A 14237-nucleotide genomic window follows, 5' to 3' on the forward strand; every position below is an offset into this window, starting at 1 on the left:
GGGATGGCCGCGGCCATGCCGGCTCACTGGAAGTTGAGGTACGCCTTCGACGCCGTCGGTCCGCGCTGGCCCTGGTATTTGGAACCGACGCTCGCGCTGCCGTAGGGGGTCTCGGCGGGGCTGGAGAGCCGGAACAGGCACAGCTGGCCGATCTTCATCCCCGGCCACAGGGTGATGGGCAGGTTCGCGACGTTGGACAGCTCGAGGGTGATGTGTCCGTCGAAGCCGGGGTCGATGAACCCGGCGGTGGAATGGGTGAGCAGACCGAGGCGGCCGAGGGAGGATTTGCCCTCGAGCCGGCCGGCGAGGTCGTCGGGCAGGGCGAGCCGTTCGAGGGTCGCGCCGAGGACGAACTCGCCGGGGTGCAGGACGAAGGGATCGCCGTCGGCGACCTCGACCAGTTCGGTCAGCTCGTCCTGCTGCAGCGCCGGGTCGATGTGGGTGTAGCGCGAGTTGTTGAAGACACGGAACAGCCGGTCGAGACGGACATCGATGCTCGACGGCTGGATCAGCGCGGGGTCGAGGGGGTCGATGCCCAGTCGCCCGTCGGCGAGCTCGGCGCGGAGGTCACGGTCGGAGAGCAGCACGATCCTGAGGGTACCGGGCGCCCCCCGCGAGCAGACGGAGCTGGGTGCCGAGCTCGGCGACGCCCGTGCACGCCTCCGCGAACGGCAGTCGCTCGCGGCGGATCCGACCATCGCGGTCGACGAGCTCGATGTCCACGCCGGCGCGATCGATCCCGATGAGCAGGGGCCGCACGGCGGGCAGACACCGGCAGACTCGCAGCGCGATGCGCGGGACGACCTGGCAGCGGGGGTCGTTGAGGTGATCGAGCCAGTGGCCCTCGAGGTCCGTGAACGGGTCGGGGCCGGAGGTGGCGAGGTCGTCGGGCGCGATGTCGGTGACGCCCTCGTCGTCGGTGAGGACGATCTTGTCGGCACGGAGCCGGACGAGGGCGGAGTCGGATCCGACGCCCAGGAGGGCTGAGTCGGGGAGGTCGCGCGCGATGTCGGCGGCGGTGATCCGTTGGGCGCGCGTCCCCGTCTGTTCGACGCGTCCCTCGACGACGACGATGCGGCGGCAGCGGCCCTGGGCCACTCCCCCGATGATTTCGTCGAGTACCTCGAGTCGGGCGGTGACCCCACCGAACCCGATGGACGCGGCGTCGGCGATCGGGATCACCAGGCTGAGGTCGGCGGTCCCGGGGCTCTGGTGCACGAGGGCGACCGCCGGGGTGGCGGAGCCGAACGTGAGGGTGGCGCGCGGGCACCGGCGTAGCGCCGAACTCGCCCGCTCGGCCGGCTCCGGTACGGGTCCCACCAGTGATCGCATGCCCTCGCCTCTCGTCGTCGCGGTTCCCGTTTCCCGTTCCGGCGCCTCAGGGAATGACGCCGGAACGGGAAGCGGGTGCGGGGACGTGACTACCCGCAGCGATGAACTTAGGCAAGGCTTACCTCAAAGGCAAGGGTTTTCAGGAAACTTTTGTGTGACAGGTCACCGTGCCAGCTCGGCGAGCGCCCGGTGGACGTCGTCCGTATCGGCACAGACCTGCGGGAACGGCACCCGCAGGAACTCGCGGAAGCCGGAGTGCACCGACCCGATGTTCACGTCGATCCCGTAGCTGTCGATGCCCGCGAGACACGGTCGCGTGCCGGCGATCTGCCGGTCGGCGCGCAGCGCGAGGCGCGCGGCCAGACCCGTATCGTCGGCCAACCGGCGCAGCCACGCCTGCTCGTCGACCGCGATCGGGTCGACGCTCGCCGCGGCGAGGTCCGACCGCGGCACCAGGTGCACCCCGTCCGCCGTGACGTAGCTGATCTCCAGCGGCTGCAACTCGCTCAACCGGAGCGATCCGACGTCGCCGTTCCCGTCCGGTCCGCCGCCGTCCGCCGCGACCAACCTGCGCCGTCGTGCCGCCGACGAGGCCGTCACGATTCCCGAGAGCGTGACGATGCCGCGGGCGACCGCGCACTCGTCGTCGTAACCCCGCCCACGTCCCCCGCACGGTGCGGGACGACCGTCGACGGAGAACGAGGGACGCGGCGCGGAGTCGGGGCCGCCTCCTTCCCGGATCTGCTCGAAATCGGCGTTAGACCCACCACAACGCGCGGCCGCCGCGACCGCGGCGACCCCCTTCGAGCTGCCGCCGATATGCGCCGACCACCGCTGACGTGGTGAAATGGGCCCATGGACGAGTTCAGGGAAGAGCCCTCGAAATACATCTGGCGCTGGACCCAGTGGTCGTGGGTGTGCGTCGGCGTGGGCGTGCTCATCGTGCTGATGGGAATCACCAGCGGCGGCTCCGTCACCCCGTGGATCATCGGCGCGATCGCGGTGGCCGTGATCGGCGGCGTGGCGTTCGGGTTCGTCCCCCGCGCCTCCCTCGCCCAGCCCAAGCGGCCGATGACGCCCGGCGCGAAGCGGAAGGCCGCCCGGAAGAAGTGACCCCGGGCGCCCTGCGCCACGCAGGGCTCGTGCTAGTCTGAACACCGCCTCGAGCAGGCATCGCCGATGTAGTTCAATGGTAGAACTTCTGCTTCCCAAGCAGACAGCGCGGGTTCGATTCCCGTCATCGGCTCAACCGCCCGAAAGGGCATCGTTCGCGGGGCACCTCCTCACCAGAGGTGCCCCGCTCGTCATTGCGGCGCCATCCGGCGGTGTCGTCGTCTCCGCGCGCCCTCGCCGGGCACACCGCCGAACCCGGCAGCACACCGGCCCGCATAGTGCACGCTGCACAAACGGTGTCGTGAACTTCGTGACATCAACCGATGATCGACCCCTGCCCGGCTGTGTAGTGTCCGAGATCACACCAGCCGTGATGAGGAGTCGATGTGAAGCCCGGATACCTCCCGAGAGGGTTGGCGGATCGGTTCGGAGACGCCCCCGCCGTACGCGACGACGCCACGGAGATGTCGTTCCGCGAGCTCGACGAAAGGGTGACCGCCGTTGCCGCCCAGTTCCGCGAACACGGCGTGAACAGGGGCGACGTGGTAGGCGTGATGCTGCCCAACCGGAGCGAACTGGTGATCTCGATCTTCGCCGCCTGGCATCTCGGCGCGGCGGCCACGCCGATCAACCCGAACTTCACCCACGACGAGGCCGGTCACCAGATCGAGGACGCCCGCGCCGTGCTCGTGGTGAACGCCGGTCACGGGGCCCCCTCAGGCGGCCGACCGACAATTAGCGTTGATGACCTAAAGACCTCGACCGACGACGTGCCGCTCGAACCGGTCGACCTCTCGGGCGACGATCTCGCGCTGGTCATCTACACCAGCGGCTCCACCGGACGCCCCAAGGGCGTGATGCTGACGCACGACAACGCCACGGCGATGTCCGCGATGATGGTCGAGTCCATGAGGATCACGGCGGACGATCACTGCCTGCTCGTGTTGCCGTTGTTCCACGTCAACGCGCTGATAGTCAGCCTGCTGACGCCCCTGCAGGTCGGGGCGCAGCTCACGATCCTCGGTGGGTTCGACGCGACCAGGTTCATCGACACCGTCGAACGGCTGCGCCCCACCTACTTCTCCGCCGTGCCCACCATCTACGCCCTTCTCCTCAGCAAGACCGAGGGGCGGCAGCCGGACATGTCATCCCTCCGGTTCGCCGTCTGCGGCGCCGCCCCGGCCACCCGTGAGCTCCTCGCTGCGGCCGAGGAGTTCCTCGACGCCCCCATCCTCGAGGGATACGGCCTGACCGAGGCCACCTGCGCCTCCGCGGTCAACCCCATCGACGGCCCACGCAAACCCGGCACCGTCGGACCGGCCCTCCCCGGGCAACGCATCCGGATCGTCGACGACAACCTGCAGGACGTCCCCACCGGGCAACCCGGCGAGGTCCTCATCACCGGACCCACCGTGATGGCCGGCTACCTCAACCGTCCGGAGGTCACCGCCGAGACCATCGTCGACGGCTGGGTGCGAACGGGCGACGTGGGCAGGCTCGACGAGGACGGCTACCTGACCATCGTCGACCGCCTCAAGGACATGATCATCCGCGGCGGCGAGAATCTCTATCCCAAGGAGATCGAGAACGCTATCGGCAGCCTGCCGGGCGTACTCGAGGTCGCCGTGGTCGGTCGGCCCGACGACGTGATGGGAGAGGTCCCAGTGGCGTTCGTGGTGCCCTACCCCGACGCCGACCTCACCGCCGAGGCGGTGGTCGCCCACTGCCGCCAGCACCTCACACGGGTCAAAGTGCCCGTGCACGTGGAGATCACACCGACACTGCCCAAAAACCCCGTCGGAAAGATCGACAAACCCGGCCTCCGGGCGTCGCTCCCGGCCTGACGGCCCCTCCCGCGTCCCTGTGTTCCGGCTCCCTCTCTAGCCCCCCTTCCCCAGCCCCCTCCCCATCCGATCCCTCACCGCCACCCTCACCACCGCCAAAGGAGTACCAGTGGCATTCCTACAAGCCGACGTACCCGACATCGACCCGGAGAAGTTCGAGTCGATCCCCGTCATGGAGCGGATGAAGCTGCTCGCCCACCACTGGGTGGACTACGGCTTCGGCGCCCCGAAGATCATGCACTCCCTCTACCTCGTCAAGGGCCTGTTCTTCTTCATCGGGGGCTGGCTCATCATCGGTCTGTCGACGCCCGGTCTGCCACTGACCGACCTGGGCGCCTGGTGGGGCGAGCTCATCGTCTACCAGAAGGCGATGCTGTGGGTTGTCCTGTGGTCCGCCACCGGCTTCAACGAGTCGTGGGGGCCGCTCGCCTTCAAGTTCAAGCCCAACACCGCCGGCTACCGCTACTGGATGCGGACCGGCACCCTACGGCTCCCGCCCTGGCCGGACAAGGTGCCCTTCACCAGGGGTGACGAGCGCAGGGCCGTCGACGTCGCGCTGTACTTCAGCATGCTGGCCAGCCTCGCGCTCGGCCTGGTGCTGCCGGGGCAGCAGACGGCGGCCGCCTACAGCGAGGCGGGCCTCGTCCCCGCCTGGCCGTTCATCACCTATGTGGCGCTGCAGTTGATCCTGGGCCTGCGTGACCGGGTGACCTTCCTGGCCTCACGTCCCGAGCAGTACTCGGTCATCCTGCTCGGCTTCGGCCTGCTCACCCTGTACGGCGGCGGCAGCGTGGACATGATCATCGTCGCCAAGATCGCCATGTTCGCCGTCTGGTGGGGGGCGTTCCTGTCGAAGATCGGCGTGCACTTCACGCCCACCGTGCAGACGATGCTCACCAACGGGCCGTTGGTGAAGTCCAAGGCGCTCCGCCGCTCGCTGTACCGCGACGCGCCCAACGACCTCATGCCCACCAGGCTCGCGTGGTTCGCCGCGCACGTGATGGGGACGATCGTCGAGTTCGTGGTCCCGCTCATCCTCCTGTTCACCACCAACTGGACCGTCGCGGTCCTGGCGGCGGCGTTCATGATGTGCTTCCACGTCTTCATCTACTCGATGTTCGCGCTGGCCATGCCGCAGGAGTGGAACCTCTTCTACGTCTTCGCCACCCCGGTCGTGTTCCTGGGCTTCTTCAACGGTGACGGCTACGCGCTCTGGGACGCCAGCAGCGTCTGGGTCGTGGTCGCCGCCGCGGTGCTCACCCTCACGGGGCCGCTCGTGGGCAACTTCCGGCCGGACAAGATCTCGTTCCTCATCTCGATGCGTCAGTACGCCGGGAACTGGGCGAACTCCACCATGGCGTTCCGCAACAACGGCTGCGAGGCCAAGCTCGACAACCCGGAGTTCGTCACCTCGATGCCCTCGCCGAAGCACCAGCTCTCGAGCCTGTTCGGGGAGGCGGGGGCGGAGATGTTTCTGCAGAAGACGACCGCGTTCCGGATGATGAACACCCAGGGTCGCGGCCACATGTCGATCTTCCCGGATCACGTGGACAGCATGGAGAACTACCGCTTCCGCGAGGGCGAGGTCATGTGCACCTTCTTCTCGGGATGGCAGTTCGGCGACGGCCACCTGTTCGACGAGCGGACCATCGCTGCCGTGCAGAAGCGCTGCAACTTCGCCCCGGGCGAGTTCATCAGCGTGTGGACGGAGTCCCAGCCGCTGCACAAGAAGACGATCGAATACCGGGTCATCGACGCCGCCCTCGGCGTCGTGGAGCGGGGGCACTACGACGTCCGTGATGTGGTCAAGCAGCAGCCCTGGCTGCCCGACGGTCCCATCCCGTACACGGTGACCTGGCGTCATCCCGAGTACCTGCCGGCCGACAAGCGGGCCTCCACTGCGGTCCCGTCCTCCCCTGGTGCCGAGGGCGACCTCTCGGCCCCCAGCCCCGTGACCGGACACGACGAGTCCACGGTGGAGATGAGCTGACTCCATGCCCACAGCGATCATCGTGGGTAGCGGACCCAACGGTCTGGCAGCCGCGTTGACACTCGCCGCCGACGGAGTCGATGTGACCGTCCTGGAAGCATCCGACTCCGTCGGCGGCGGTACGCGGTCCGGAGAGATGACCACGCCGGGCCTGTTGCACGACCACTGTTCGGGGTTCCACCCGCTCGCCCTCGACACCGGGTTCAGCCGACAGTTCGACCTCGTGGCGCACGGACTGGAATGGGCGCTGCCGGAGGTCCAGTACTCGCACCCCCTCGACGGCGGCAGAGGTGCTGCCGTCTGGCAGTCGGTCGGCCGGACGGCCGCCGGGCTCGGTTCCGACGGCCCCTCCTACCAGCGCGTCTTCGGTCCCCTCACCGAGCGATTCCCCCGGATCACCGAGGACTTCCTCCGACCGCTGTTACACGTCCCGGACCATCCGGTCGCGCTGGCCCGGTTCGGCGCGTACGCGGCGATGCCGGCCGGGCTGCTGGCCCGCCGGTGGCACACCGACGAGGCACAGTCACTGTTCGCGGGCGTCGCCGCGCACGCCTTCCGGCCCCTGGGCTCGTTCATGTCGTCGGCGATCGGCATCGCACTGGGCACCGCCGCCCACCGCTTCGGCTGGCCGGTGGCCGTCGGTGGCTCCTCGACGATCTCCGCGACGATGGCGGCGATGCTGACCGCGCGAGGAGGGCGGATCGAGACGGGCACCACCGTCCGCGACCTGAGGGAACTCGGCGGGCCGGACATCGTCATGCTCGACACCTCCCCCGGGGCGGCCGCCCGGATACTCGCCGGCGTGCTGCCCCGGCGGGTCGACAGGGCCTACCGCCGCTTCCGCCATGGCCCGGCCGCGTTCCAGGTCGCGTTCGCGGTCGAGGGAGGCATCCCGTGGTCGCACGAGCCGTCGCGGCGCGCGGGCACCGTCCATGTCGGCGGCACGTTCGCGGAGATCGCCGCCGCAGAGCGCCAGGTCGTTCGCGGGGAGATGCCCGACCGACCGTTCGTCCTGGTCGGCCAGCAGTCGGTCGCAGACCCCGGCAGGGCCCGGGACGGGGTGCACCCCGTCGACGCGTACGCCCACGTCCCCGCGGGCTGGACGGGGGACGCCACGCAGACGATCATCGACCAGATCGAGCGGTTCGCCCCCGGCTTCCGGGACCGCGTCCACTACGTTCACACGCGCTCGCCCCGCGAGATCGCAGATCACAACCCGAACTACGTGGACGGCGATATCGTCACGGGTGCCAACGACCCCCGGCAGCTGGTCTTCCGTCCGAGGGTCGCCATCGATCCGTATTCGACCGCAGTGCCGGGCGTCTACCTCTGCTCGGCGGCCACTCCCCCCGGTGCGGGCGCACACGGGATGGCCGGGTGGAACGCGGCCCGCTCCGCTCTGACATACCTGTCCCGGCGGTGATCTCGCAGGAAGGACAAGGCAGGACCCCGCCCCGGGACACGGGTGCGGCCCCGCCGGAGAGCATGCTCAGCACCACGCCCCAGAATCCCGAACGTCTCCGCGAGCTGACCCGACAGATCGGGCTGCGGCTCAGCTCGGAGACCGATGCCATCGCCGAGAGCATGACCGCCGCCATCAAGGAGGCCATCGGCGAGCTCACCGAGGAGGAGATGCGGGCCTCGCTGCACGCCAGCGTCGTGAACAACGTGCAGGTGATCATCGACCTGTTGTCCCACACCAAGGAGGCCCACCACCTGCCTCCGCTCCCGGATGCGATGAGCTACGCCGTGCTGCTCGCCCGGCGGAACGTGTCAGGCGCCGCGCTCCGCCGCGCCTACCACGTCGGGTCCGACCGGCTCCTTGCCTACGTGTTCGACCAAGTGCAGGAGATCGAGTGCGCCGACCACGAGAAGCTCCCGCTGTACCACCATTTGGCGGGGTGGCTCTACCAGTACGTCGACGAGATCACTCGGACCGTCATCGCCGCCCACGAGGAGGAGGTGCGGTACTCGCACAATCAGGCGGAGCGGTCCATCAACTCCCTCGTCAACCGCGTCGTCGACGGGGACGACGTGGACCCCGCCGAGTTCGCGAGGGTCACTGGTTACCGACTTGACCAGGTTCACGTCGGTTGCCGTGTGTGGATCGACGACTTCGGCACCGTCGCCGATCAGGCCCGGCTGCTGGCGACCGTGGTGGGGCAGCTCGCCCGCGCTCTCAGCGTGAGCCGGGGCCCACTGATGATCACCACCGGGCGCGCCACCGCCGAGGCGTGGTTCGGCATGGAGGGCCGGCGCGACCCCGTCGACACCCGGGCGGTGGTTCCGGTGGCGGCGGCGACGCGGGGTGCCCGGGTCGCGTTCGGTGCGGCCGGGGCCGGTGTCGAGGGCTTTCGGACGACCCGGACGCAGGCTGCGCAGGCCGCCACGGTGGCGCAGGCGTCCACGACCGGCCATGCGACCGTGGTCTCCTACGCTGACGACGGGATCCCAGTGATCGCGCGACTGGCCGGAGACCTCAGCACCACCCGGCGGTGGGTCGGCGAGGTGCTCGGCAGTCTCGCCGTAGACACCGAGGACGCGGCCCGCCAGCGCGAGACCGTCCGGGTGTTTCTCGATTCGGCGGAGAACTACTCGGAGACCGCGACCCGGTTGCTCCTGCACCGGAACACGGTCAAGTACAGGCTCACCAAGGCCGAGATCGCGTTGGGGCGCCGCCCGGGAGACCGGCGACTGGACACTCAGCTGGCCCTGGCCAGCTGCGACGTGCTGGGCAGTGTGGTCCTGACGCCACCGGACGGCGCGCGTTAGCCGATGAGCCCCTTCCCTTCACGGCCTCGTGCCGCGGGAGCCCGGGCACGGCGTCATGTCGCGGCCCTGCCGTTCTCGCCCCCGCGGCGGCGCAGGAGTTGGAAACCGGGGATGCCGGCCACGGCCTCGAGGCACTGCTGGGCGACCTCGAGGATCTGGTGGACCTCCGGCGCGACCGTGTCCATCGAGGCGAGCACCGGCATGATGTCGGTCTCCAGGCTCTCGCCCAGCGCGGGCAGGTGGTCGATGAACTTCACGACCGCCTTGATCTCCTCCGGGTCGACCGACTCGAGGACCTCGTCGGCGATCGGCTCCAGCAGCGAGACGGTCTTGTCCGCCCACACGAGCACCTCGGTGAGGCGCGTCGCGACGCGGCGCGCAACCTCGGGATCGAGCTCGGCGTCGACGAGCAGCGCCTCGACGACAGGTTTGACGGGGGCCAGCGCGGAGTCCGCGAAGTCGATGAGCGGCACGACGCGCTCGATGAGCGTGCCCGCGTCGAGGACCAACTCGTCCGCGGTGTCCACGGTCGCGCCGACCCGCGCGACCACGCCCTCCGCGGAGTCGATCGTGGCATCGACCCGACGCACCACGCCCTCGGCCGAATCGATGGTGGCGTCCACGCGACGCACCACGCCCTCCGCGGAGTCGATCGTGGCGTCCACCCGACGCACCACGCCCTCCGCGGAGTCGATCGTGGCGTCCACCCGACGCACCACACCCTCCGCCGAATCGATGGTGGCGTCCACCCGACGCACCACACCCTCCGCCGAATCGATCGTGGCATCCACCCGACGGACTATCCCCTCCGCGTCGGCCACCGTGCCGGCCACCTGGTCGATCATCTGATCGGCCCTGGCGACGGTGGTGCGGACGTCGTCGACAGTGCTGGTCGCGGAGGCGACTATCCCGTCGATCGCCCGCACGGTCCGGTTCACCTCGTCGAGCAGGTCCTGGATCCGCTCGACCACCACCTCGACGTCGTCGAGCAGCGCGAGTACCCGAGCGGGCAGGAGGATCAGCTCCCTGGCCAGCCCGAGTTGCCACTCGACCACACGGAACGCCGCCCCCACCACGGAGACGGCGGAGGGCGCCCGCCGCTGGATCTCTGCCATGAGGTGATTCTGCCCCACCGTCTCCCTCACCGTGGGCGCCCCGAAGAGCCCGCCCGGGAACCCGCGGAGGGACGCGGCCTGCGGAATCAGAGCCTTCCCTCACCTTGGACTGTTCGCGGACAACGCATTAGCATCGGCGTTGTTACCGACGAGTAGGTTCCAGTGGCCCCGTGGGCGAGCAGCACCGACTCTTCGGGCGCGACCAATTCCATGACACGCACTCCGATCGGAGAAGACCGTAATGGGTCACTACAAGAGCAACGTCCGGGATCTCGAGTTCAACATGTTCGAGGTCCTTGGCATGAACGAGGCACTCGACGCCGGCGAGTTCGGCGACATGGACACCGAGACCGCCAAGGGCATCCTCGACGAGGTCTCCGCCCTGGCCGAGGGCCCGGTTGCCGAGTCTTTCGCCTCCGCCGACCGCAACCCGCCGGTGTTCGACCCGGAGACCCACTCGGTCTCCATCCCCGAGGACTTCAAGAAGTCGTTCAAGGCGTGGTTCGACGCCGGCTACTGGTCGATGGGTCTGCCCGACGAGATCGGCGGCATGCCGGCTCCCCGCGCGATGGTGTGGGCCGTCGGCGAGATGATGCTCGGTGCCAACGCCCCCGCGTTCATGTACTCGGCCGGCCCGGCCTTCGCCGCCGTCCTCTACGAGAACGGTACCGAGGAACAGAAGAAGTGGGCCGCCACCTGCGCCGAGCGCGGCTGGGGTGCCACCATGGTGCTCACCGAGCCCGACGCCGGTTCGGACGTCGGCGCCGGCCGGACCAAGGCCGTTAAGCAGGACGACGGCTCCTGGCACATCGAGGGCGTCAAGCGGTTCATCACCTCGGCCGACTCGGACGATATGTTCGAGAACATCTTCCACCTGGTTCTGGCGCGCCCCGAGGGCGCCGGGCCGGGCACCAAGGGCCTGTCCCTGTTCTTCGTGCCGAAGTTCCACTTCGACTTCGAGTCCGGCGAGCTGGGTGAGCGCAACGGCGTGTTCGTCACGGGCGTCGAGCACAAGATGGGCATCAAGGCCTCGACCACCTGTGAGCTCACCTTCGGTGGCCACGGTGTGCCCGCCAAGGGCTGGATGGTCGGCGGCGACGAGCTGAACCAGGGCATCCGTCAGATGTTCGACGTCATCGAGCACGCTCGCATGATGGTCGGCACCAAGGCCATCTCGACCCTGTCGACCGGGTACCTCAACGCTCTGGAGTTCGCCAAGGAGCGCGTCCAGGGCGGCGACATGACCGAGATGGCCGACAAGACCGCGCCCCGCGTGACGATCACCCATCACCCGGACGTGCGTCGGGCGCTCATCCGCCAGAAGGCGTTCGCCGAGGGCCTGCGCGCGGTGTACATGTACACCGCCGCCCACCAGGACCCCGAGACGGCCGTGCGCGCGTCGGGCGCGGACGCTGCTCTGGCCCACCGTGTCAACGACCTGCTCCTGCCGATCGTCAAGGGCGTCGGTTCCGAGCGCGCCTACGAGCTGCTGACCGAGTCGCTGCAGACCTTCGGTGGGTCGGGCTTCCTGCAGGACTACCCCATCGAGCAGTACATTCGCGACGCCAAGATCGACTCCCTCTACGAGGGCACGACGGCCATCCAGGCGCAGGACTTCTTCTTCCGCAAGATCGCCCGGGACCGTGGGACCGCGGTCGGTCACATCTCCGCGCAGATCAAGCACTTCCTCGAGAACGACGCGTGCGGCGGGAAGCTGGCCGCCGAGCGTGAGCTGCTGGCCACCGCGCTGGCCGACGTCGAGGCCATGATCGGCACGTGCTTCGAGCACCTCATGGGCTCCCAGGACGAGCCGAAGCGCCTGTACACGATCGGGCTCGCATCGGTGCGCGTGCTCATGGCGTTCGGTGACCTCATGATGGGTTGGCGTCTGCTCGTCGGCGCCGAGGTCGCCCTGGGCAAGGTGGACGGCGCGTCTGACGACGACAAGGCCTTCTACAACGGCAAGATCGCCGCCGCCCGGTGGTTCGCGAAGAACGAACTGCCCCTCCTCACCGCCACCCGGGGAATCGTCTCGGGGCTCGGCAACGAGCTCATGGAGCTGGACGAGGCCGCCTTCTGACGCACCTCTGACGGGCGGGCCCACCCCGACCGCTAGACGAATCCGCTACTCCGGCTCCGGATCCGCTCCCCCTCCACGGGTAGCGGATCCGGAGGCCGGGTAGCGGATTTCGTATTTGCGCGAACGGTGGTATCGGGAAGGCCCGAGTCCTAGGGTCGGCGCCACGACCAGCCCCCACCGGACGGGCGAAGCCTTCTACCCGAGGAGAATCGCTGTCCGAAAAGCGCAGGCACGACGACCCCATTCTGACCACCCGCCAGGGACACCCGGTCCACGACAACCAGAACACCCGCACCGTCGGGGCCCGCGGGCCGGCGACGCTGGAGAACTACCAGTTCCTGGAGAAGATCAGCCACTTCGACCGCGAGCGGATCCCGGAGCGGGTCGTGCACGCGCGCGGTTTCGTCGCGTACGGCGAGTTCGAGGCGACCGGGAAGTGGGGCGACGAGCCCATCTCGAAGTACACCCGGGCGAAGCTGTTCCAGGAGGCGGGCAAGAAGACCGACGTCGCCATCCGCTTCTCCACCGTGATCGGCGGCCGGGACTCCTCCGAGGTGGCGCGGGACCCCCGCGGCTTCGCGGTGAAGTTCTACACGGAGGACGGCAACTGGGACCTCGTCGGCAACAACCTCGGCGTCTTCTTCATCCGCGACGCCATCAAGTTCCCGGACGTCATCCACTCCCTCAAGCCCGACCCCATCACGTTCCGCCAGGACCCCGCCCGGATCTACGACTTCATGTCGCAGTCGCCGGAGTCGATGCACATGCTGGTCAACCTCTTCAGCCCCCGCGGCATCCCGGCCGACTACCGGCACATGCAGGGCTTCGGCGTGAACACCTACCGCTGGGTCAACGCCGAGGGCGAGAGCCACCTGGTGAAGTACCACTGGCTGCCCCACCAGGGCGTCAAGAGCCTCACCGAGGAGGACGCGGCGAACATCCAGGCGAACGACACCGGTCACGCCTCAAAGGATCTGTACGAGGCCATCGAGAACGGCGACTACCCCAAGTGGGATCTGGTCGTGCAGATGATGTCGGATGACGACCATCCCGAGCTGGACTTCGACCCGCTGGACGACACCAAGACGTGGCCGGAGAACGACTTCGAGCCGAAGCTGGTCGGCACCCTGACGCTCAACCGCAACGTCACCGACCACCACAACGAGAACGAGCAGATCGCGTTCGGTACCGGCGTCCTGGTCGACGGCCTGGAGTTCTCCGACGACAAGATGCTGGTCGGCCGCACGTTCTCCTACAGCGACACCCAGCGCTACCGCGTCGGCGCCAACTACCTGCAGCTGCCCGTCAACAGCGCCAAGAACGCCACGGTCGCCACGAACCAGCGCGGCGGCTCGATGTCGTACGGAGTGGATCTGCAGGGGCAGAACCCCCACGTCAACTACGAGCCGTCCACGATGAACGGCCTGCACGAGTCCGAGCCGACAGGCGAGGAGGAGGTGGGTCCCGAGCTGCGGGGTCGCCTCACGCGCAGCGAGTACCCCCGCACCAACGACTACGTGCAGGCGGGCCAGCGCTTCCGCCTCATGGAGGACTGGGAGCGCGACGACCTCGTGAAGAACTTCATCGACAACATCGGGCAGGCCACCCGCGAGGTGCAGGAGCGTATGGTCTGGCACCTGTTCATGTGCGAGGACGAGCTCGGCCAGCGCGTCGGCGACGGTCTGGGCATCTCGGCCGACGACGTCCGTCACCTCGAGCCGCTGCCCAAGCAGCAGCTGACCGACGAGGAGCGCGAGCGCATGGCCAATCTCGGCAAGAACGGCCCCCGCAACGTGGAGGGCCTGACGATGACGCACTGCGTGCCCAACGAGCGGGTCGTCGTCGAGCGCTGACAGCCGCGCACCGGCCCGGCCGGCCCCCACCGGCCGGGCCACCCCACCGAAATCCGCTACCCGGAATCCGGATCCGCTACCCCGACAGGAGTAGCGGATCCGGGCGGAGGGTAGCGGATTTTGTTCGTGCGGGCGGCG

The 14237-nt window shown here is 68.7% G+C and carries 11 protein-coding genes and 1 tRNA gene; 8 read left to right on the top strand and 4 right to left on the bottom strand.

Features of this window, described 5'->3' with window-relative positions; translation table 11 throughout:
• Positions 1-23: 23 nt before the first annotated feature.
• The 3 genes from dcd to DCI01S_RS09380 form a co-directional block, all read right to left on the bottom strand.
• The gene (gene dcd, locus DCI01S_RS09370) at positions 24-587 is read right to left on the bottom strand and encodes a dCTP deaminase (RefSeq protein ID WP_061228974.1); all 564 of its coding nucleotides are present in this window, start codon (positions 585-587) and stop codon (positions 24-26) included.
• Entirely contained in the window at positions 568-1332 is a 765-nt protein-coding gene (locus DCI01S_RS09375) for a hypothetical protein (RefSeq protein WP_061228975.1), read from the bottom strand. The genes dcd and DCI01S_RS09375 overlap by 20 nt, the downstream gene beginning before the upstream one ends.
• 162 nt (positions 1333-1494) lie before the next feature.
• Positions 1495-1932 carry a hypothetical protein gene (locus DCI01S_RS09380; RefSeq protein WP_244881694.1) on the bottom strand — a complete coding sequence of 146 codons (438 nt, stop codon included), beginning with the start codon at positions 1930-1932 and terminating at the stop codon, positions 1495-1497.
• 255 nt (positions 1933-2187) lie between these two features.
• On the opposite strand from DCI01S_RS09380, the gene DCI01S_RS09385 reads away from it, so the two are divergent.
• The 6 genes from DCI01S_RS09385 (at position 2188) to DCI01S_RS09410 (ending at position 9051) form a co-directional block, all read left to right on the top strand.
• Entirely contained in the window at positions 2188-2445 is a 258-nt protein-coding gene (locus DCI01S_RS09385) for a hypothetical protein (RefSeq protein WP_007633735.1), read from the top strand.
• A 62-nt stretch (positions 2446-2507) separates the two neighbouring features.
• Positions 2508-2578 (top strand) — tRNA-Gly (locus DCI01S_RS09390).
• A 253-nt stretch (positions 2579-2831) separates the two neighbouring features.
• Positions 2832-4289 carry a class I adenylate-forming enzyme family protein gene (locus DCI01S_RS09395; RefSeq protein WP_061228976.1) on the top strand — a complete coding sequence of 486 codons (1458 nt, stop codon included), beginning with the start codon at positions 2832-2834 and terminating at the stop codon, positions 4287-4289.
• A 109-nt stretch (positions 4290-4398) separates the two neighbouring features.
• The gene (locus DCI01S_RS09400; RefSeq protein ID WP_156482569.1) at positions 4399-6279 is read left to right on the top strand and encodes a DUF3556 domain-containing protein; all 1881 of its coding nucleotides are present in this window, start codon (positions 4399-4401) and stop codon (positions 6277-6279) included.
• A 4-nt stretch (positions 6280-6283) separates the two neighbouring features.
• A complete protein-coding gene (locus tag DCI01S_RS09405; protein WP_061228977.1) occupies positions 6284-7702 on the top strand; it encodes a phytoene desaturase family protein in 1419 nt (472 codons plus the stop codon).
• Between the two features lie 62 nt (positions 7703-7764).
• Positions 7765-9051, top strand: a complete 1287-nt coding sequence (locus DCI01S_RS09410; RefSeq protein ID WP_061228978.1) for an RsbRD N-terminal domain-containing protein — start codon at positions 7765-7767, stop codon at positions 9049-9051.
• 53 nt (positions 9052-9104) lie between these two features.
• On the opposite strand, the gene DCI01S_RS09415 is transcribed toward DCI01S_RS09410, so the two are convergent.
• A complete protein-coding gene (locus tag DCI01S_RS09415) occupies positions 9105-10166 on the bottom strand; it encodes a septation ring formation regulator EzrA (protein ID WP_061228979.1) in 1062 nt (353 codons plus the stop codon).
• A gap of 241 nt (positions 10167-10407) precedes the next feature.
• On the opposite strand from DCI01S_RS09415, the gene DCI01S_RS09420 reads away from it, so the two are divergent.
• Entirely contained in the window at positions 10408-12246 is a 1839-nt protein-coding gene (locus DCI01S_RS09420; RefSeq protein ID WP_061228980.1) for an acyl-CoA dehydrogenase, read from the top strand.
• Positions 12247-12458: 212 nt separating this feature from the next.
• The gene (locus DCI01S_RS09425; protein WP_061228981.1) at positions 12459-14099 is read left to right on the top strand and encodes a catalase; all 1641 of its coding nucleotides are present in this window, start codon (positions 12459-12461) and stop codon (positions 14097-14099) included.
• Positions 14100-14237 lie beyond the last annotated feature (138 nt).

Source organism: Dietzia cinnamea NBRC 102147, from assembly GCF_001571065.1.
GTDB classification, from domain to species: domain Bacteria; phylum Actinomycetota; class Actinomycetes; order Mycobacteriales; family Mycobacteriaceae; genus Dietzia; species Dietzia cinnamea.

Coding starts and splice junctions, on each gene's coding strand:
- DCI01S_RS09375 (WP_061228975.1), bottom strand. CDS start 1,332: ATGCGATCACTGGTGGGACCCGTACCGGAGCCGGCCGAGCGGGCGAGT.
- DCI01S_RS09385 (WP_007633735.1), top strand. CDS start 2,188: ATGGACGAGTTCAGGGAAGAGCCCTCGAAATACATCTGGCGCTGGACC.
- DCI01S_RS09405 (WP_061228977.1), top strand. CDS start 6,284: ATGCCCACAGCGATCATCGTGGGTAGCGGACCCAACGGTCTGGCAGCC.
- DCI01S_RS09410 (WP_061228978.1), top strand. CDS start 7,765: ATGCTCAGCACCACGCCCCAGAATCCCGAACGTCTCCGCGAGCTGACC.
- DCI01S_RS09415 (WP_061228979.1), bottom strand. CDS start 10,166: ATGGCAGAGATCCAGCGGCGGGCGCCCTCCGCCGTCTCCGTGGTGGGG.
- DCI01S_RS09420 (WP_061228980.1), top strand. CDS start 10,408: ATGGGTCACTACAAGAGCAACGTCCGGGATCTCGAGTTCAACATGTTC.